Source organism: Streptomyces sp. NPDC028368 (genome assembly GCF_055565615.1).
In genome coordinates this window covers 254,811-273,232 of sequence record NZ_JBVHTY010000009.1, presented here as the reverse complement: position 1 = coordinate 273,232, position 18,422 = coordinate 254,811, and the positions used below count along the sequence as shown (strand labels likewise).

Sequence of the window (18,422 nt, the reverse complement as noted above, 5' to 3'; positions counted from 1 at the left end):
GGGCCGGAGTTGCCGGGGTTTGGGTGACCGAACATGCCCGCCCGCGGATACCGGAAGGCGTCTGTCCGCTTTCTTGCTGCCCGCTGATCGTTATTCACCCCACCTGGAATGAAGCACGTACCGCGCCAGAGCAGGCGTGCGGTCATACGGCCGTGCGCCCGACGGAGGAGCTCTAGTGATCGTTACCGAGTGCGCTACCAGACTGCCGGATACCGTGTTACCGACCGCAATATCCACCACGGAGTCCGTCCGAAAACCCGCGCCCGCCGAGGCGGCCGCCGCCCGGCTGCCGGACCCGCTGCCCGCGGACACCGGCTGGGAGCCGCCCGCCGCTGTCGGGCGGCGGAGTCCCCGCGCCGACGGGAGTCAACTGAATGCGGTCCTGGCCGAGTTGGGGGAGCGGATCGGCCCGCTGTTCGCCCGCCCCGAACCACGGGCGCAGGCCATGCAGTACGCCTTGGGCCTGCTCGCCGACGGCGGACGGAGCAACACCTGGCAGCTCGCCCAGCGGGTCGGGGACTCATCCCCCTGGCGGATGCAACGACTGCTCACCCGCGCCCGGTGGGATGCCGATGCGGTCCAGGCCACCGTCCGCGGCTACCTCTCGGAAAACCTGGGCCATCCGGGGGCGATGCTCGTCCTCGGGCAGACGGACGCCCTGAAGAAAGGCGCCAAGACCGTCGCCGCCGCCCGCCAGTACACCGAACTCACCCGCCGCGTCGAGAACTGCCAGACCGCGGTCATGACCGCCTACATCTCCCCGCACGGCGACGCTCTGATGGACCGTGAACTGCTGCTGCCGGAGTCCTGGACCGACGATCCGCAACGCTGCATCAAGGCCGGCGTCCCCCAGGAGCGCCTCGCGTACCGGACCAAACCCGAGCTGGCCCGGACGATGATCGAGCGCGCCCTGGACTCGTCCGTACCCTTCCAATGGGTGTGCGGCGGACAGGACTACGGCCAGGACGAGGCGCTGCGCCGCTGGCTGGAGGAGACAGGTATCGGCTACGTGTTCGCCGTGCCGGCCAGGCGGCTCGGCGCCGCCTCGGTCACCACCGCCATCCCCAAGCAGCGCTGGTGGCCGTCGCCCGGAGCCCCGGGCGAGTCCGGCGCCGCACCCGGCCGATGGGCCCGGCTGACGGTGCCGGACGCCTCGCACTGGGGTTCCGCGGAAACCCTCCGCGACGGCTTCGCCCGCTCACTGCTGCTGCACCGCCGCCCGGACGCACCGCGGACCGAGTGCTATCTGGTGCACGCCCCGCGGGGCACCAGCGGCCACGTCATGGTGACGGCCGCATCCGCCCGCTGCCAGGCGCGGCGCCACCTGGACGCGGCCCGGCTGCACACCGGGCTCGACCGGCACGAGATCCGCACCTGGACCGCCTGGTACAGGCACATCACGCTCTCCCTCCTGGCCATGGCGGCCCATACGGTGGCCCTGGGCCGGGCCGACTGAGCAAGGCCGGCCCGCACCCGGCCGGCGCCTCTTCCGGCAGGTGAATTCGCCTGCCCGTCATCCCGGTTCGACGCCCCATGGCGGCGCGCCGGGATGACGCCTGCCCGAAATCCCAAGGCCGCCATTTCTTTTGTGATGGCCCGGCCGATTGATTGCACATGAGCGATCAGTGAACGGTCATGTGCGCGTGAGTAACCAGCAGGGAGTTCCATCAAATCCCGCACACCGCCCTTCATGAAATCTCCAAGTACCGCAGTAGGACCGCACTCCGAAAGGTTCCTTGCCCGGCCCCCGCGGCGGATGGTGTCCTGAGGATGAGAACGACCCGCTTCGCCCCCATGGGCAATACACACCCCAGCGGCCGTCAATTCGGAAATTCATTCCGGAGGAGCGTGCACACACTGCCATGAGTATTTCCGCCAACTCCCTGACCAACGGGAATACGGAATTCCGGGACGAGGAATTCACCGCGCTCGACCTCGACGCGTCTCCGGGGCTGCGTCTCGCGCTCGCCTCGTTGCAGACACAGGCGCAGGAGCTGAACCGGCTGGTGACCGCCACGGTCGACGCCATGGCCCGGCCCCGCGAGAGCCTGTCCCCGCACTCCGCGGCCTTCGCCGAGATCGCCGCCCGTACGATCCCGCGCTGGCACTTCGCCATGCTCAACGACACCGAACGCAACGACGCCCTCATCGTGGCGCTGGAGCGCCGCATCCCGGCCGGCGCCCATGTCCTCGACATCGGCACCGGCACCGGCCTGCTGGCCATGGCCGCCGCCCGCGCCGGCGCCGGACGGGTCGTCACCTGCGAAGAGAACCCGCTGCTCGCCGAGATAGCCCGTCAGATCATCGCCGAGCACGGGATGTCCGATGTCATCACCGTCGTCAACAAGCGCTCCACCCACCTGGAGATGGGCGGCGACCTGGAGCGCCCGGTCGATGTCCTCATCTCCGAGATCGTCGACTGCGGACTGATCGGCGAAGGTCTGCTGCCCACGATGCGCCATGCCCGTACGCACCTCCTCGCCCCCGGCGGAGTCCTGATCCCCGGCGCGGCGCGGGTGTACGGCCAGCTCGTCCACAGCGAGGTGGCCGACGGCCTCAACCGGGTGGGCAACGCCGGCGGATTCGACGTATCGCTGATGAACATGGCCGCCACCCGCGGCCATTTCCCCGTACGGCTGCACACTTGGCCGCACGAGGTCCTCTCCGGCCCCGTCGAGCTGCTCGACTTCGATCTGCTCACCGACCCGCTGGAGGCCGGGAGCCGGGTGATCCGGGTGCCCGCCACCGCCGCGGGGCCGGCCACCGCGCTGGTCGCCTGGTTCGAACTGGACCTCGGGTCCGGAGTCGTACTGCGCAACTCTCCCGACAACGTCGGGTCCCACTGGATGCAGGCGCTGATCCCGTTCGACAAGCCGGTCCCCGTCAGCCCGGGAGACCTGCTGGACGTGGAGCTGCACTGGACGGACTACAGCCTCTCCGCACGCTGAGCATCCGCACCCATCTCACAGGAAGGCCGACCTGATCCGATGAGCCACACTCCGTTCCCCTATGAACCGTTCGAGCTGCACGGCCAGGAACTGCGCGACGCGGTCGTCCGTTACGCCAGCAACCCCATCTACCTCGACAACGAGGAGTGGCAGAACAGCGACAACCCCTACCGGCGCCAGCTGCGCCCGCAGGTGCTGCGGCACCTGGACCTCGACCGGGTCCCGGGCCGCGACGAGATACTGGACTACAGCAGCCTGGCCGTGCAGCGCCTGCTGACCAGCATCTACGAGGCCGACCTGGTCTTCCTGCCCAAGGGCGGCCTGAAGGGTGAGGGCAAGTGGGAGGACTTCAAGCGCTTCTACAGCCCGACCAACCGGGTTCTCGGCGAGGTGATCCGGCCCGCCCTGGAGCGGTACGCCTTCGGCTTCCTCGACAAGGAGGTCGAGACCTCCGGGAAGTGGACCGCCGAGAGCCTGGAAACCTACCTGGAGTCGCTCAACGCCCATGAACCGGCCGGGCCTTCGCTCTCCGAAAAGGCCATCGCCGGCTCCACCGACCGCGAGCGCGCGGCCCGCATGTGGCTCATCCAGTTCGCCCCGGACTTCCTCTCCGAGGCCTCACCGATGATCCGCAACGTCCTCGGCTACTACGGCGCGGCCCAGTCCGAGTGGTTCAAGATCATCATCGATGAGTACGGCTACGGAGTCCACGACACCAAGCACAGCCAGCTCTTCGAGCGCACCCTGGAGTCGGTCGGACTCGAGACGGATGTCCACCGGTACTGGCAGTACTACCTCAACAGCAGCCTGCTGATGAACAACTACTTCCACTACCTCGGCAAGAACCACGAACTGTTCTTCCGTTACGTGGGCGCGCTCTACTACACCGAGGCCACGCTGGTGGACTTCTGCCGCCGGGCCACCGCACTGCTCAAGGACGTCTTCGGCGACCGCGCCGACACCCAGTACTTCACCGAGCACGTGCACATCGACCAGCACCACGGCCGGATGGCGCTGGAGAAGCTGATCCGCCCGCTGGTCGCGGAGCACGGCGAGCAGATCATCCCGGAGATCGTCCGTGGCATCGAGGAGTACCGCCGCATCCAGGAGCTCGCCGACGAGGACTTCGCCACCCAGATCGCCTGGATGGACAACGGCCCCGAGTTCAAGAAGCTGCACGCGCCGGTGTGGGACGCACTCTCGAGCGGCCGTGTCACCGCCCCGGTTGCCGACATCGTCGAGCCGTACGGCGAACTGTCCAACACCCACTGCCATGACGGCGACGAGCTGTGCCACATCGTGTCCGGCACGATGAAGTTCGTCTCCGGCTTCGACTCGCACCAGATCCTCGAGGCGGGCGAAGGCACCGTCATCCAGCGCAACCGGCTGCACGGGGCGATCATCGAGTCCGAGGAGTGCGTCTATCAGATCCACTCGGTGGGGGACTACAAGAAGTGCATGTAGTGACGTTCTCCGTGGCCGGCCGGGGCAACTGCGCGGTGGTGGCCGGCGAACCGTATGTGTATGCGCGGACCGACGAGGGCTCCTTCGTGATGCGGGCCCGCTGCCCGCACCGCGGCGGCCCGCTGCACCTGGCCGAACTGGCCCCCGAGGGCAACCGGCTGGTGTGCCCGTGGCACGAGCGCAAGACGTCGCTGACCCGGCTGCGGCAGGAAGTTCCCGCCGTACGCAGCGGCGACACCGTCACCGCGGTCTTCCCCGGCCTGCCCGAGGCCGAGGTCAGCATCGGGCACCGCCCGCTGTCGGCGGACCTGGCGGGCTGACCGCGCGGTGCGGCCGGGGCCCCTACGGTCCCGGCCGCGGCCGGCCGACCCGCACCCCGAGCCCTCCATCCACCGAGCGGACAAGGAACAGCAGCTGTGTCTCCGTATCCTTCCGGCAGCCCCGCCGCCATCGTCGATCCGTTCTCCTCCGGAGGCCTGTACGCCCCGGCCTTCCGTGCGGCAGGCGTGCCGACGGTGGCGGTCGTCTCGTATCCGCAGATCCCGCCGGCCTACGCCGGGTCCTTCCGCCCCGAGGACTTCGACGAGATCCTGACCTGGGACGGGGACGAGGCGGCGCTGACTGACCGGCTGCGGGCGATGCGGCCGCGGTGCGTCCTGCCGGGTGCCGAGATCGGCGTGGAGCTCGCCGACCGGCTGGCGGCCCAGGTCGTACCCGAGGTGGCGAACGTCCCGGCCCTGGCACCGGCCCGGCGCCACAAGTACGCGATGTCGCAGGCCGTTGCCGCGGCCGGCCTTCCGGTGCTGCGGCAGCTGTGCACCGACGATCCGGACGAGGTCGCCGCCTGGCTCGCCGAAGAGGGACTTACCGGCCACGACCTGGTGGTCAAACCGCCGAAGAGCGCAAGCACCGACGGTGTGACCCGGATCGCCGGCGGGCACGGCTGGCGTCAGGAGTTCGAGGCCCAGCTCGGGCAGCTGAACCAGTGGGGGATCCGCAACGACCAGATGCTCGTGCAGGAGTATGCGACCGGCACCGAGTACGTCGTGGATGTCTTCAGCCACGAGGGCACCCACACCGTCACGGATGTGTGCCGCTACCGCAAGGTCGACAGCGGCGGGCAGATGGCGGTGTACGAGTCCATGGACTGGGTCCCCGAGGACCGCCCCGAGGTGCCGGAGCTGGTCCGCTACACCCGGGGAGTGCTGGACGCGGTCGGCTTCCGGTGGGGAGCCGCGCATGTCGAGGTGATGATGACCGCCGACGGGCCGCGGCTGATCGAGGTCAACGCCCGGCCGCACGGCGGCGGCCACCCCCGCTTCTGTCGCGCCGCGACCGGAGACAGCCAGGTCGACCGGGCGGTGGCGTACTTCACCGGCCGTCGCCCCGTGCCGGCCGGTTACGAGCTGCGCCGGCGGGTGCGCGTGGTGTTCCTGATCAGCCGGTCCTCCGGCGTGGTCCGCAATGCCGAAGTCCTCGATGCCATAGAGGAGGTGAAAAGCCATCATGTCTCGGCCGTGCCGGTCCGCAACGGGGACCGGATCGCCCCGACCAAGGACCTGCTGGGCACCCTGTCGCTCGGCTTCGCCGTACTCGCCCACGAGGACCCGGCCCAGCTCGACGCCGATCATGCCGAGGTCCGGCGGATCGAGTCGCTGCTGACCGTGGACCCGGAGGCGGACGCGGCATGAGTCCACCGCCCCCAGGGGCCCGCGCTGCACAGCGCCGCGGGAGCCGCCCATGATCAGCGGGTGGTTCCTGGGCAGCTCACTTCTGGTGATCACCACTCCGGGGCCCGACGCGGCGCTGGTCACCCAGCTGGTGCTGCGGACCGGGCGGCGCGCTCCCGCGCTCGCCGCCGCGGCCGGCATGCTCACGGCAGGGGCCGCCCATGCGGCGCTCGCCATCAGCGGGGTGTCCCTCGTGCTGGCCGGCCGGCCCGAGCTGTTCGCCGCCGTCCGGTGGTGCGGTGCGGCCGTCATGCTGCTGTGGGGCGTACGGGCCCTGCGGTCCGCGCTGCGCCGCCCGCATCCGCCGGACGACAAGCCGGGCACCGACGCCGGCCGCCCGTCCCCGGTGTCCCTGCGGCGCTGCTGGCTGCAGGGGCTGCTGTGCACCGGCGCCAACCCCAAGGTCGGACTGTTCCTGCTGGCGTTCCTGCCGCAGTTCGTGCCGCCCGGGGCACCCCCGGCGCGCACCATCGCGCTGCTGGCCGCCGTCCATTTGTCGCTGGCGGCGCTGTGGCTGGCCTTGCTGAGCGGCGCCGTGTACCTGCTGCGCCGCCGGGTGGCCGCGCGCCGGCCCGACGCGGGCGCCGGCGCGGCGCGCGTGGTCGAGGCCGTGGTGGGGACCGTGTTCATCGGGTTCGCCGTACGACTGGGGCTCGGCGGGTGAGTGGCCGCATCGCCCACTCAGCCCTGACATTCCAGGTCGAGAAGGAAGCGCTTGGCCTGGACACCGCCCGCGTATCCGGTCGGCCGGCCCGAGGCACCGAGGACCCGGTGGCACGGCAGGACGACGCACAGCGGGTTCGCCCCCAGGGCCTTGCCCACCGCCCGCGCGGAGCCGGGCCGGTGCACCGCGGCGGCGAGCTCCCCGTAGGTGGCCGTCCCGCCGTACGGGACGTGCTCCGCGACCGCCAGCACGACCTCCTTGCTGAACGGAGTGGCCAGACTCGGGTCCAGCGGAACGGAGAACGCGCGCCGCTTCCCCGCAAGGAAGTCATCGAGCTGACCGCGCGTCTCGCCCATCACCGCCAGCTGCCCGGGGCTGGCCCCGACCTCTTCCACGCACTCCCGGGCACCCGCCGTGAGCCGCTGCCGTACGGCGTCCGGTGGGAAGAAGCCGCAGTAGAGCAGGGCTTCATCGGTGGCGGCGAGCGCCAGACGCCCGATCGGTGTGTGGTGCTCCGCGACGACCACGGCGCCCACCACTTCGTTCGCTGCGCTGCGGCTCCTGGCATGCATGACGTCTTCCTCCCGGCTGGGTGACATGGCTGGCTGTCCCTTGTTCCGCGGCTTTCGGCACGCCGCTGTTTCCCGCCCGGCGCCAGGGACCTCACGCCGCGACCGGCCTCACTCCGCGGCGGACCTCACTCCGCCGTGCGCCTCACGCCGCTATCGGCCGGCAGCTCTTGCAGGCGCGGTATCCCGCCTCGCGGGCGGCCCGTGCCGAGCGGAACGGCACCTGATGGGGCCGGGTGATCCGCCGTGCGTGGGCACACGTGGGATGGCAGTAGATCCGTGTGGTGTCACTGCCGAGGAGCACCGTCCCCGAACGCGACAGCCCCACCAACTCCTCGTCGATGCCCTCGGCGCTGCGCAGCGCCGCGCCCGCTATGGGGCCGTACCGCAGATCGCACGGCCCGCCGTCGTCGAACGTGACCCGGTGGCAGGGGATCAGCAGTGGCACCGGATTGACCAGCAGGGCCTCGGTGACCGCGGCATTGTCAAGGAGCGCGGCCTCCCGCGCGACCCAGGCGAGCGGCCGCAACTGCCCGCGTGGAATGGTGCGTACCGCATCGAGCGCGGCCCGCTCCGCTTCGGTGAGCTCCGGCAGATCGATCCGCAGGCTCTTGGCACGCCCGGTGCGCAGCGCGGTCCGCAGCCCCGGCAGGGGCCGCGTCGTGGGGATCGCGCTCCGTCCCGTGCGGGCGAGGTGCGCCTCCTCGAACGCCTGGGGTCCGGGCAGAGTTCTGCCCAGCGCGGCTCCGGTCACGGCTTGCGCCCCGTATGCGACGTACAGCCCGCCGGCGGGCGCGTCGAGGTGCAGATACATGTCGTACCGGTCCCTCGGGATTCCCACCCGTTGCAGCACCCGCGCGGCGAAGTCACCCGGAGCCGGACCGGCAAGCTCCGCCAGGGCGGCTTCCACGTCGCCCTCCGGCTGCGTGGCCCATTCTCCACCTCGGTTCACATCGTCACCTCCCTCAGCAACGCGACTTCTGGTTCCAGCAATTCACGCAGTGTGCCGAGCCCTCTCGACACCTGAGCCTTGACCGTCCCGACCGGGCATCCCTGCACCTCGGCCACTTCGGCGTAGCTCATCCCGACGACATGCCGCAGCACCACCGCCACCCGGGCCCGCTCGGGTAATCGAGCGAGCGCCGCGACCAGCAGCGCCCGGTCGGCGGCCGTGTCCGCCCGCTCCTGCGGCCCCGGCCCCTCGGCCGGCCAGCTCTCGCAGGAGTCCTCCACCCGAGTGGTGGCGACGGGCCTGCGGATGCAGGTGCGCACATGGTTGCGCCACACGTTCGCGGCGATCGTCATCAGCCACGCACGGGGACGCAGCGCACGGCGCCGTTCCGCGGAGTACCCCTGCAGCGCCGTGTAAGCACGCAGGAATGTCTCCTGGCCCAGGTCGTCCGCCTCCGTGGCGTTTCCCGTCACCCGGAGCAAGAAGGCATGGACCGCTGAGGCGTGGACCCGGACCAGTTCCGTGAAACCGTCGTCCAGATCCGTCGCCAGGCGTTCGCAGAGTGGCTCGGCTGTCTCGTCCATCATTCACAAAAACACCGAAGGGCTTTCGATGGTTGCACGGGCGGCGCAGGACCTGTGCCGCGTGGGCGGAGGTGTGCCGGAACCCCTTCCCCTCACGAGTGCGGATGAACAGGCACACAGAAACTCGACGCACGATCTGCCGAGGCTGTCCGCACAGGTCAGGGGCCATGGTGCAGGATGGGGCAGGGATGTGACGCCGCGTGTGTCGCATCCGGCCAGCTTTGTATGTTTATCGCTAGAATTCGCGCGATGCAGATACCGCAGAAAGCCAGCGACCCTCTGAGTGAGGTGATTCGGTGAACGGCCCCGATGCCACCGACGAGCAGTGGGAAGGGCTCGCCGAGGTCGTCCCGCTCCGCAGCAGCAGTGAGTGGCCGTCCTGGCCCGACCACCGCGCCCTCCCCGACGACGAACCGACCGAGGAGAAACGGCGGTTCATGGTCATCCGTGTCCAGACGTTCGCGGACGCGCGTGAGGTCGCCGAGTACCTCATGGCGCAGATCCCGGTCCTGCTGGACCTCAGCAGCGCCGACACCGATGTCGCCAAGCGCATCCTGGACTTCTCCAGTGGTGTCGTCTTCGGTCTCGGCAGCGGGATGCACCGCGTCGACACCAATGTCTTCCTGCTCGCCCCGATCGGTACCGAGGTTGCCGAACCGCGCGCCGGAGCTGTCCCCCGTTCGTAGGAAGAGCTGTTGGGCGTAACGGTTCTCCGTCCGGTCCGCTGCATAGCGTCCCGGTATGAACACTGACAGTGCACGACCGGCGGTCACCGAGTTACGGCTCTCCGCCTTCAAGACCCATCGCGGCGTCACCCTGCCGATCGGCCCGCTGACGCTGCTGACCGGCGAGAGCGGCAGCGGCAAGTCCAGTGCGTTGCAGGCGTACGAGATCCTCTCCCGGCTCGGCAGCGGAGAGCTCCTGGCGCACGCGATGGGGGCGGTGGCCGGTGGCGCGTCGGCGTGCATTCCGGCGGGGGCACGCCCCGACGAACAGGGACGGCGCGGCTTCCGCATCGGCTGCACGGTCGACGGTCCGGCCGGTCCCGTCAGCCTCGATCTCGCCGTTCAGGCCGAACCCGAACTCCGCATCGTCGGCGAGCGGTTGACCGGTGGCGGTGAGACGCTGCTCACCACGGCGCTCACCGACCCGGCCCGCCGCGCCGTGCAGGCGGCCTGGCATACGGCCGGTGCGACACCCGTCACCCGTGCGCCGCTGCCCGATGACCGGCTGGGCACCTCCCTCCTCCCGCTGCGCGTCGCGGGCAAGACGGCCGGACAGCGACTGGTCCTGGCCGCGGCGGAGCAGGTCGTGGTCGCCCTGCGGTCCGCCTTCGTGTGCGATCCGCGGCCGGAGGCCATGCGGGAGACGGGGAGGGGAACGCCCCCGGAACCAGAGGCGGCAAAGGCGACGGTGGGCGCGGGGAGCGGGGGCGCGAAGGCCCGGGAGCGGACGGGGGGCCGGGGCAGGGCGGCCGGCGGCTGGGGCCGGGACGGGGGCGGCGAGCCCGACGAGGGGCGGCTGCGGTCGTCCTGCGAGAACCTCGCGGCGGTGCTGGAGCGTACGAGCCGTGAGTGCACACGGCGGCATGCACTCCTGGTGGCGGCGGTACGGGACGCCTGCACGGGGCCCGTCGAGGGGCTGCACGCGGTGCCGCGAGAGGCGAGCGGCTCCGACGACGGGGCCGGTGCGAGGGCCGGGGCCGGGGCGGCCGGGGAGCAGCCGTCCGGGCGTGCGGCGGCCCCGGATTCGTCGGGCGGCGGGCAGGCGGGGCGGGGTGCGCAGGGCGGAGTGGCGACGCGGACGGCTCGCCCTGCGGGCGGGGCGCGGGAGGTGCCTGCGGCTGCCGGGATGCAGGCTCTGGTCGACCGGGGCGCGCTCGGGATGATGCCCGTCGAACAGCTCGGTGACGGTGAGATGCGGTTTCTCGCGCTGGCGTTGGTCCTGCTCACCGGGCCCGGGGTGCTGGAGATGGATCCGGCGGGGGAGATCCCGTCCGCCCATCAGCAGCTGACGGTCATGGCGGACGGGCTCGACCGCTGTATGGACCGTCGGCAGGCGCGGGAGCTGCTGTCGCTGGCCGTACGGATGGCCGAGCGCGGGCATGTCCGGCTGCTGGGGGCGGTGGGGGACCCATCGGTCGCCGAGGGGCTGCCCGGCGTGCAGGTGCTACACCTAGGGGCATGAGTGACGATCTTCATGCCCTCCAGCAACGGCTGGCCGAATTCGCGGCCGCCCGGGACTGGCAGCAGTACCACACGCCCAAGAACCTGGCCGCGGCGCTCAGCGTCGAGGCCGCCGAACTCGTCGAGATCTTCCAGTGGTTGACGCCGGAGGAGTCGGCGCAGGTGATGTCCGATCCGAAGGCGGCCGGCCGGGTCGAGGACGAGGTCGCCGATGTGCTGGCCTATCTTCTGCAGTTCTGCGAGGCGCTGGGGATCGATGCGCTGACGGCGCTTGCCGCGAAGATCGAGCGCAATGAGTCGCGCTTTCCGCCGGTCCGCCCGGCGCGGCAGGACGGACCGGACCGGCCGCAGGGGAGCGAGGGGCGAGAGGGCGGGAAGTGAAGGGGCCGTCCCTTCTCCTCTCCTCACTCCTTTCCCTGCCTCCCGGCCGCGTGCCGGGAGGCGATCAACGAGCATCACGTTGATCGGTGTGACAGGAGTGTCGTCGAAGATTCAAGTGCCTTGTGATGGCAGTGTTGTTCGCGGGTTCAGAGGGGCCCGAGGGGGAGGAGCGGAGCCGGGCGCACCGATCGTCACTCTTCGGAGTCATCGATCTTTCCACAACGCCTTGCTTGTCCACAGATTTGCGAAATCCTCTGGCGTTTTTGGGTGTTCACCCTCACTCTGGGTAGTGGAAAGAGTGCGGGGTGAAGGCGAGTGACAGTGAAGGGAGGGGGCGCGGATGGACGCGGTGCGGATCATCGCGGCCAGTCGGCGCTGCCTGGCGCAGGCGAGCACGATTCAGGACGTGGTTGTCGAGGCGTGGCAGGCACAAGTCTTGGCCGAAGCGATAGGCAGCCATCTCGCGATAGCGGGGCCGTATGAAGTGCGGTCCAGGGCTCGAGGTTTGGGCGACGCGGGCGGGCGGTTCAGCGGGGGACTGCTGTGCCAGGCGCCGACCACTGGCGGGCTGCGGGCCGCCCAGCTGTCCGAAGTGCGCGATGTCAAGGCCGCGTTGACCGGCCTGTGTCAACTACTGCAAGAGGTGTGCGAGGCACTGGTGAGTGTGGTGTCGTCGGCAGACGAGGAGGGGGCGTACTGGACCTGCGTCGAGGCCATGGACACGGCCGATGAGTCGAGAGACCACGTGGCCGGAATACTGGAAAAACTAGAGGCGCGCGAACGGAACCTCGCCTGACATCCGACACACCCGACGGGCCTGCCCGGACCACGCCCGTCCAAGATGCCTTCCGGTAAAGGCGCGCCGGTCGTTGCCATCCTCGTTCCGTAGTGCCCACGCGCCCATGCCCGAGGCGGCCCCGCCCGTCTCCGCTACCGCAGCCGCCACGGCCACTGCGCCGGCCATTCCGGCTTCCGCAGCAACCGCTCTCGCGACCACGCCTGGCGCCGTCATCATCGTCGTCGGCCGGCCCGCTCCGGCTGCGGTGACCCGACCCAGTGATCGACACGCTCTGACGGTTGGCTCGCCGTCCAGCGTGCAGGATGGAGGTATGGACCTACGAATCTTCACGGAGCCCCAGCAAGGGGCCTCCTACGACACCCTTCTTACGGTCGCCAAAGCCACCGAGGATCTCGGCTTCGACGCATTCTTCCGGTCCGACCACTACCTGCGGATGGGCAATGCCGACGGACTGCCCGGCCCGACGGACGCCTGGATCACGCTGGCGGGACTGGCCCGCGAGACCAAGCGCATCCGCCTCGGCACCCTCATGACGGCGGGCACCTTCCGCCTGCCGGGTGTGCTGGCCATCCAGGTGGCGCAGGTAGACCAGATGTCCGGCGGCCGGGTCGAACTCGGCCTGGGTGCGGGGTGGTTCGAGGAAGAGCACAAGGCGTACGGCATTCCGTTCCCCAAGGAGAAGTTCGCGCGGCTCGAAGAGCAGTTGGCGATCATCACCGGCCTGTGGGCCACCGAGGAAGGAAAGGAGTTCTCCTACGACGGCAAGCACTACCAGCTGGAGAAGTCGCCCGCACTGCCCAAGCCCGCCCAGGGCAAGGTGCCGGTGCTGGTCGGCGGGCACGGCGCGACGCGTACGCCGCAGCTGGCGGCTCAGTACGCCGACGAGTTCAACATTCCCTTCGCCTCGCTCGAAGACACTGAGCGCCAGTTCGGACGGGTGCGGGCGGCCGCGGAGGCCGCCGGGCGCAAGGGAGACGACCTGGTGTACTCCAACGCCCTTGTGGCCTGCGTCGGCAAGGACGACGCCGAGGTGGCGCGGCGAGCCGCGGCCATCGGACGGGAGGTGGATGAACTGAAGGCCAACGGCCTCGCGGGCACGCCCGCCGAGGTCGTCGACAAGATCGGCCGGTATGCCGCCGTCGGCGCGTCCCGGGTCTATCTGCAGATGCTGGACCTCGACGACCTGGATCACCTGGAGTTGATCTCCGCGCAGGTGCAGTCGCAGCTGAGCTGACCGCGGATTCCGGGTCCGGTCACGGGCGGGCACTGCCGGAAAACGGGTGGGGGATCGGAGCATGTGAGTCCATACTCGGACGCGTGTTCTTGACGATAACCACCACCGGCAGCGCCGACCGTCCCGCGACCGACCTCGGATTTCTGCTGCATAAGCATCCCGACAACGCCCAGCAGTTCTCGACGGCGTACGGCGTCGCGCACGTTCTCTACCCAGAGGCCGACGCGCAACGGTGCACGGCGGCGCTGCTGCTGGAGGTCGATCCCATCGCCCTGGTCCGCCGGGGTCAGGGCAAGGGCCGTGGTGGCGCACCGGATTCGGCGCTCGGGCAGTACGTCAACGACCGACCGTACGCGGCGTCTTCGCTGCTGGCGGTGGCGCTGCGCGGCGTCTTCTCCAGCGCGATGAAGGGGCAGTGCAAGGCGCGGCCGGAGCTGACCGAGCGGGCGATGCCGTTGCGGATCGAGGTGCCGGTGCTGCCCGCCCGGGGCGGCGCCGAGCTGGTGCGGGGGCTCTTCGAGCCACTGGGCTGGACGGTGGTGGCCGAGCCGTTGCCGCTGGACGAGACGTTCCCGGAGTGGGGCGACTCGCGCTACGTACGGCTCGTCCTGGAGGGGGAGTGCAGGCTCGCCGAGGCGCTGCGGCATCTGTATGTGCTGCTGCCGGTCCTGGACGACGCCAAGCACTACTGGGTCGCGCCCGATGAGGTCGACAAGCTGCTGCGGGCCGGCGAGGGCTGGCTGGAGGATCACCCCCAGCAGCGGGTGATCGTCGGCCGCTATCTCGCGCGGCGCGAGGCGCTGACGCGCCAGGCCATTGAACGGCTGGCGCTGGCACGGCTCGCCGAGGCGGACGACGCGGACGGTGAGGAGATCGACAACGCGGTGGACGAGGAGGTGGACACCGAGCAGAAACCGGTACCGCTCGCCGTACAACGGCGGGAGGCGATCCTGGAGGAGTTGCATGCGGCCAAGGCGGCGCGGGTACTCGATCTGGGCTGCGGACAGGGGCAGTTGGTCGGTGCGCTGCTCAAGGAGCGGCAGTTCACCGAGATCGTCGGGGTGGATGTCTCCATGCGGGCGCTGCACGAGGCGCACCGTCGGTTGCGGCTGGACCGGATGTCCGAGCGGCAGTCGGAGCGCGTACGGCTCGTCCAGGGGTCGCTGGCGTACACCGACAGCAGGCTCAAGGGATATGACGCGGCGGTGCTGAGCGAGGTCGTCGAGCATGTGGATCCGGTGAGACTGCCGGCGCTGGAGTACGCGGTCTTCGGGGCGGCCAGACCCCGGAGCGTCGTCGTGACCACGCCGAACGTCGAGTACAACGTGCGCTGGGAGTCGCTGCCCGCCGGTCATGTGCGGCATGCGGACCACCGCTTCGAGTGGACGCGGGAGGAGTTCCGGCGATGGGCGCAGGAGGTCGGTGCCCGGCACGGCTATGCGGTGACCTTCGGCCCCGTGGGCCCGGAGGACCCCGAGGTCGGGCCGCCCACCCAGCTCGCCCACTTCCGCCTGGCCGCCGGCGATGACGGCAGGAGCGGGGAAGACGGCGGGAGCAAGGAAGACAGCAGTAGCAGTGAGCACAGCAGCAGTTCGATGAGAGGGAAGGAGGCCGCGGCATGACGGACGCCGACCGTACGGAGTACGAGGACGAGAACCAGCACAAGCACGAGGACCAGCAGGAGAGCGGGCGCGAGCAGGAAAGCGGGCACCAGCCGCAGTCGCAGCCTCTGCCCGAGCGGGCGCCGCGCACGCTCGCCGTGCCCGACCTGTCGCTCGTGGTGCTGATCGGGGCCACCGGCTCCGGCAAATCGACCTTCGCCGCCCGGCACTTCAAGCCGACCGAAGTCCTCTCCTCCGACTTCTGCCGCGGGCTGGTCAGCGACGACGAGAACGACCAGAGCGCCAGCGGCGACGCCTTCGACGTGCTGCACTACATCGCGGGCAAGCGGCTGGCGGCCGGGCGGCTGACCGTCATCGACGCCACCAATGTGCAGTCCGAGGCCCGCGCCCAGCTGGTGCGGCTGGCGCGCGAGCACGACGTACTGCCGGTGGCGATCGTCCTCGACGTACCCGAACAGGTATGCGCCACGCGCAATGCGGCGCGCGCCGACCGAGCCGGGCTGCCCCGCCGGGTCATCCAGCGCCATCAGCGCGAACTCCGCCGTTCCCTGCGGCACTTGGAGCGTGAGGGGTTCCGCAAGGTGCACCTCCTGCGCGGCCCGGAGGAGGTCGAGGCCGCCGAGATCGTCACCGAGCGGCGGTTCAACGACCTGCGCCATCTCACCGGCCCGTTCGACATCATCGGCGACATCCACGGCTGCCGCTCCGAACTGGAGAGCCTGCTCGGCCGGCTGGGATATGCACTGGAGCGCGACGCGCTCGGCCGGGCCGTGGACGCCGCGCACCCGCAGGGCCGTACGGCCGTCTTCGTCGGCGACCTCGTTGACCGGGGTCCGGACAGCCCCGGTGTGCTGCGCCTGGTGATGGGCATGGTCGCAGCCGGCCATGCCCTGTGCGTGCCGGGGAACCACGAGAACAAGCTCGGCCGATACCTCAAGGGCCGCAAGGTCCAGCACACCCACGGTCTTGCCGAGACCGTCGAGCAGCTGGGGAAGGAGGACGACACCTTCCGCACCGAGGTCGCGGACTTCATCCAGGGCCTGGTCAGCCACTACGTCCTGGACGGCGGCGGGCTCGTGGTGTGCCACGCCGGACTGCCGGAGAAGTACCACGGCCGGACGTCGGGCCGGGTGCGGTCGTTCGCGCTCTACGGCGACACGACCGGCGAGACCGACGAGTTCGGTCTGCCGGTGCGCTACCCATGGGCCGAGGACTACCGGGGCCGCGCCGCCGTCGTCTACGGCCACACGCCCACCCCGCGCGCCAACTGGCTCAACAACACCATCTGCCTCGACACCGGCTGCGTCTTCGGCGGCACCATGACCGCCCTGCGCTGGCCGGAGCGCGAGCTGGTGGACGTACCGGCTGAGAAGGTCTGGTACGAGCCCGCCAAGCCCCTCGCCACGGAAGCGCCCGGCGGTGCGGACGGCCGTCCGCTCGACCTGAACGATGTCGCGGGGCGGCGGATCGTGGAGACCCGCTCCATGGGCCGGCTCGCGGTCAAGGAGGAGAACGCCGCGGCCGCGCTGGAGGTGATGAGCCGCTTCGCGATCGACCCGCGGCTGCTGCCGTACCTCCCGCCGACGATGGCGCCCTGTGCGACCTCCAAGGCCGAGACCGGTGGCGAAACCGCTGGTGAAGGCTATCTGGAGCACCCGGTCGAGGCGTTCGCCGCCTACCGCGCGGACGGGGTGCGCGAGGTGGTCTGCGAGGAGAAGCACATGGGCTCCCGCGCGGTGGTCCTGGTCGCCCGCGACGAGGCGGCGGCCCGCGAGCGCTTCGGGGTGCCACAGGGTGTATCGGGCGCGCTCTACACCCGTACGGGGCGGCCGTTCTTCGACGACGCGGAGAAGACCGAGCGCATTCTGCGGCGGGTCCGCGAGTGTGCCGAACGGGCCGGGCTGTGGGCGGAGCTGGAGACCGACTGGCTGCTGCTGGACGCCGAGCTGATGCCGTGGTCCCTGAAGGCGACCGGTCTGCTGCGCAAGCAGTACGCGGCCGTCGGGGCGGCGTCCGGAGCGGTCTTCCCGGGCGCCCTCGGAGCGCTGGAGGGGGCCGCCGCCAGGGGCGTCGACGTAGCGGCTCTGCTCGACCGGCAGCGTGACCGGGCCTCGGACGCCGCCGCGTTCACGGACGCCTACCGGCGCTACTGCTGGCGCGTCGGCGCGGAACTGCCCACCGGGGCGGAGGCGGAACAGCCCTCCGGGATAGACGTGGAACTGCCCGTTGGGACAGGCACAGAACTGCCCTCCGGGGCAGAATCTGACGAGTTGGCGGGCATCCGGCTCGCGCCGTTCCAGATCCTCGCCGTACAGGGCCGCAGCCTGGCCGGGCTTGCGCACACCGAGCAGCTCGCCATGATCGACCGGCTCATCGAGGCGGAGGCGGAGGTCGTGGCGGAGGCCGTGGCCACGGAGCCGGGCGGCGGCCGTACGGCGCTGCTCGCCCCGACCCGCCGGCTCGTCGTCGACACCGAGGACGAGGCATCGGTCGCGGCCGGTATCGCCTGGTGGCTGGACCTCACCGCAGACGGCGGCGAAGGCATGGTGGTCAAGCCGCTGGCGGCGCTGATACGCGGCGAGGACGGCCGGCTCATCCAGCCGGGCATCAAGTGCCGCGGCCGCGAGTACCTGCGGATCATCTACGGGCCGGAGTACACCCGCCCGGAGAACCTGCGGCGCCTGCGGGTCCGCCACCTGGGCCACAAGCGCTCGCTCGCCCTGCGCGAGTACGCGCTCGGCCTGGAGGCCCTCGACCGGATGGCCGACGGCGAACCGCTGTGGCGCGTACACGAGGCGGTCTTCGCGGTGCTCGCGCTGGAGTCCGAGCCGGTGGACCCGCGGTTGTAGGCGGTCGGTGGTTGTCGGCGATCCGCGGATGGAGGCGGCGACGGATGCGGAGGGACCGGCGGTTGCGGGTGGACCGGTCCGCCGCACGCCGCAGGGGCCACCCGCGCCGTCCGGTACGACCGGCGGTAGTCGACCGGCGGCGCGCCCCCTGGTGCGGGTGAAGTGGTGGCGGAGATCGACGGCGGTGCCCAGGCCGCTGATCTCCGCCACTCGGTCCACCGCGAGGTCGGTGCCTTCGGGTAACTCGCCTGTGCGGGCGATGTGTTGGGCCTGTAGCTGCTGCAGGAAAGTGGTTCCCGGCGGGGCGAGGGAGTCGTCGCGGGTTCGGGCAGCGGCGTCTCGACGTACTGGGCCTGGCCGCCGGGGTGGTGCGCGGGGACGCCCAGCCGGCGGGCCCGGGAGTTGGCGATCTCGGAGCCGAAGTCCTTGCGTGCCAAGGG

At 70.6% G+C, this 18,422-nt stretch carries 16 protein-coding genes; 13 read left to right on the top strand and 3 right to left on the bottom strand.

Translation table 11 applies throughout. The annotated features are described in order from the left end of the window. The first annotated feature begins 214 nt into the window (after positions 1-214). The 6 genes from ACZ4S3_RS22635 (at position 215) to ACZ4S3_RS22610 (ending at position 6,806) form a co-directional block, all read left to right on the top strand. Positions 215-1,456 carry an IS701 family transposase gene (locus ACZ4S3_RS22635; protein WP_467936912.1) on the top strand — a complete coding sequence of 414 codons (1,242 nt, stop codon included), beginning with the start codon at positions 215-217 and terminating at the stop codon, positions 1,454-1,456. Between the two features lie 406 nt (positions 1,457-1,862). Further along, entirely contained in the window at positions 1,863-2,948 is a 1,086-nt protein-coding gene (locus ACZ4S3_RS22630) for a 50S ribosomal protein L11 methyltransferase (protein WP_467936910.1), read from the top strand. A 39-nt stretch (positions 2,949-2,987) separates the two neighbouring features. Continuing rightward, positions 2,988-4,412 carry an iron-containing redox enzyme family protein gene (locus tag ACZ4S3_RS22625; RefSeq protein WP_467936908.1) on the top strand — a complete coding sequence of 475 codons (1,425 nt, stop codon included), beginning with the start codon at positions 2,988-2,990 and terminating at the stop codon, positions 4,410-4,412. Beyond that, positions 4,412-4,732: a Rieske 2Fe-2S domain-containing protein gene (locus tag ACZ4S3_RS22620; protein ID WP_467936906.1), complete on the top strand. Its 321-nt coding sequence runs from the start codon at positions 4,412-4,414 to the stop codon at positions 4,730-4,732. The genes ACZ4S3_RS22625 and ACZ4S3_RS22620 overlap by 1 nt, the downstream gene beginning before the upstream one ends. 96 nt (positions 4,733-4,828) lie before the next feature. After that, the gene (locus ACZ4S3_RS22615; protein ID WP_467936904.1) at positions 4,829-6,103 is read left to right on the top strand and encodes an ATP-grasp domain-containing protein; all 1,275 of its coding nucleotides are present in this window, start codon (positions 4,829-4,831) and stop codon (positions 6,101-6,103) included. A gap of 49 nt (positions 6,104-6,152) precedes the next feature. Further along, positions 6,153-6,806, top strand: coding sequence for a LysE family translocator (locus ACZ4S3_RS22610; RefSeq protein WP_467936902.1), 654 nt, complete (start codon positions 6,153-6,155; stop codon positions 6,804-6,806). Positions 6,807-6,823: 17 nt separating this feature from the next. On the opposite strand, the gene ACZ4S3_RS22605 is transcribed toward ACZ4S3_RS22610, so the two are convergent. The 3 genes from ACZ4S3_RS22605 to ACZ4S3_RS22595 all read right to left on the bottom strand — a co-directional run bounded on the left by ACZ4S3_RS22605 (position 6,824) and on the right by ACZ4S3_RS22595 (position 8,911). Next, positions 6,824-7,378, bottom strand: a complete 555-nt coding sequence (locus ACZ4S3_RS22605) for a methylated-DNA--[protein]-cysteine S-methyltransferase (protein ID WP_467936900.1) — start codon at positions 7,376-7,378, stop codon at positions 6,824-6,826. A gap of 142 nt (positions 7,379-7,520) precedes the next feature. Further along, positions 7,521-8,327, bottom strand: a complete 807-nt coding sequence (locus ACZ4S3_RS22600; protein ID WP_467936898.1) for an Ada metal-binding domain-containing protein — start codon at positions 8,325-8,327, stop codon at positions 7,521-7,523. Continuing rightward, entirely contained in the window at positions 8,324-8,911 is a 588-nt protein-coding gene (locus tag ACZ4S3_RS22595) for an RNA polymerase sigma factor (protein WP_467937023.1), read from the bottom strand. Before ACZ4S3_RS22595 ends, ACZ4S3_RS22600 begins: the two co-directional genes overlap by 4 nt. A 296-nt stretch (positions 8,912-9,207) precedes the next feature. On the opposite strand from ACZ4S3_RS22595, the gene ACZ4S3_RS22590 reads away from it, so the two are divergent. The 7 genes from ACZ4S3_RS22590 to ACZ4S3_RS22560 all read left to right on the top strand — a co-directional run bounded on the left by ACZ4S3_RS22590 (position 9,208) and on the right by ACZ4S3_RS22560 (position 17,982). Next, a complete protein-coding gene (locus ACZ4S3_RS22590) occupies positions 9,208-9,597 on the top strand; it encodes a cell division protein SepF (RefSeq protein ID WP_467936896.1) in 390 nt (129 codons plus the stop codon). A gap of 55 nt (positions 9,598-9,652) precedes the next feature. Then, positions 9,653-11,098 (top strand): AAA family ATPase, encoded by a 1,446-nt coding sequence (locus ACZ4S3_RS22585; protein ID WP_467936894.1) that lies wholly within the window; start codon positions 9,653-9,655, stop codon positions 11,096-11,098. After that, complete coding sequence (locus ACZ4S3_RS22580) at positions 11,095-11,478, top strand: nucleotide pyrophosphohydrolase (RefSeq protein ID WP_467936892.1); 384 nt, start codon at positions 11,095-11,097, stop codon at positions 11,476-11,478. Before ACZ4S3_RS22585 ends, ACZ4S3_RS22580 begins: the two co-directional genes overlap by 4 nt. A gap of 340 nt (positions 11,479-11,818) precedes the next feature. Further along, positions 11,819-12,274, top strand: coding sequence for a DUF6099 family protein (locus tag ACZ4S3_RS22575; RefSeq protein ID WP_467936890.1), 456 nt, complete (start codon positions 11,819-11,821; stop codon positions 12,272-12,274). Between the two features lie 313 nt (positions 12,275-12,587). Then, complete coding sequence (locus ACZ4S3_RS22570; protein WP_467936888.1) at positions 12,588-13,511, top strand: LLM class F420-dependent oxidoreductase; 924 nt, start codon at positions 12,588-12,590, stop codon at positions 13,509-13,511. A gap of 83 nt (positions 13,512-13,594) precedes the next feature. Beyond that, positions 13,595-15,133, top strand: coding sequence for a 3' terminal RNA ribose 2'-O-methyltransferase Hen1 (locus ACZ4S3_RS22565; RefSeq protein ID WP_467936886.1), 1,539 nt, complete (start codon positions 13,595-13,597; stop codon positions 15,131-15,133). Then, the gene (locus tag ACZ4S3_RS22560) at positions 15,130-17,982 is read left to right on the top strand and encodes a polynucleotide kinase-phosphatase (RefSeq protein ID WP_467936884.1); all 2,853 of its coding nucleotides are present in this window, start codon (positions 15,130-15,132) and stop codon (positions 17,980-17,982) included. The genes ACZ4S3_RS22565 and ACZ4S3_RS22560 overlap by 4 nt, the downstream gene beginning before the upstream one ends. Positions 17,983-18,422: the final 440 nt, after the last annotated feature.

Coding starts and splice junctions, on each gene's coding strand:
- ACZ4S3_RS22630 (WP_467936910.1), top strand. CDS start 1,863: ATGAGTATTTCCGCCAACTCCCTGACCAACGGGAATACGGAATTCCGG.
- ACZ4S3_RS22625 (WP_467936908.1), top strand. CDS start 2,988: ATGAGCCACACTCCGTTCCCCTATGAACCGTTCGAGCTGCACGGCCAG.
- ACZ4S3_RS22610 (WP_467936902.1), top strand. CDS start 6,153: ATGATCAGCGGGTGGTTCCTGGGCAGCTCACTTCTGGTGATCACCACT.
- ACZ4S3_RS22605 (WP_467936900.1), bottom strand. CDS start 7,378: ATGCATGCCAGGAGCCGCAGCGCAGCGAACGAAGTGGTGGGCGCCGTG.
- ACZ4S3_RS22595 (WP_467937023.1), bottom strand. CDS start 8,911: ATGGACGAGACAGCCGAGCCACTCTGCGAACGCCTGGCGACGGATCTG.
- ACZ4S3_RS22585 (WP_467936894.1), top strand. CDS start 9,653: ATGAACACTGACAGTGCACGACCGGCGGTCACCGAGTTACGGCTCTCC.
- ACZ4S3_RS22580 (WP_467936892.1), top strand. CDS start 11,095: ATGAGTGACGATCTTCATGCCCTCCAGCAACGGCTGGCCGAATTCGCG.
- ACZ4S3_RS22575 (WP_467936890.1), top strand. CDS start 11,819: ATGGACGCGGTGCGGATCATCGCGGCCAGTCGGCGCTGCCTGGCGCAG.
- ACZ4S3_RS22570 (WP_467936888.1), top strand. CDS start 12,588: ATGGACCTACGAATCTTCACGGAGCCCCAGCAAGGGGCCTCCTACGAC.
- ACZ4S3_RS22560 (WP_467936884.1), top strand. CDS start 15,130: ATGACGGACGCCGACCGTACGGAGTACGAGGACGAGAACCAGCACAAG.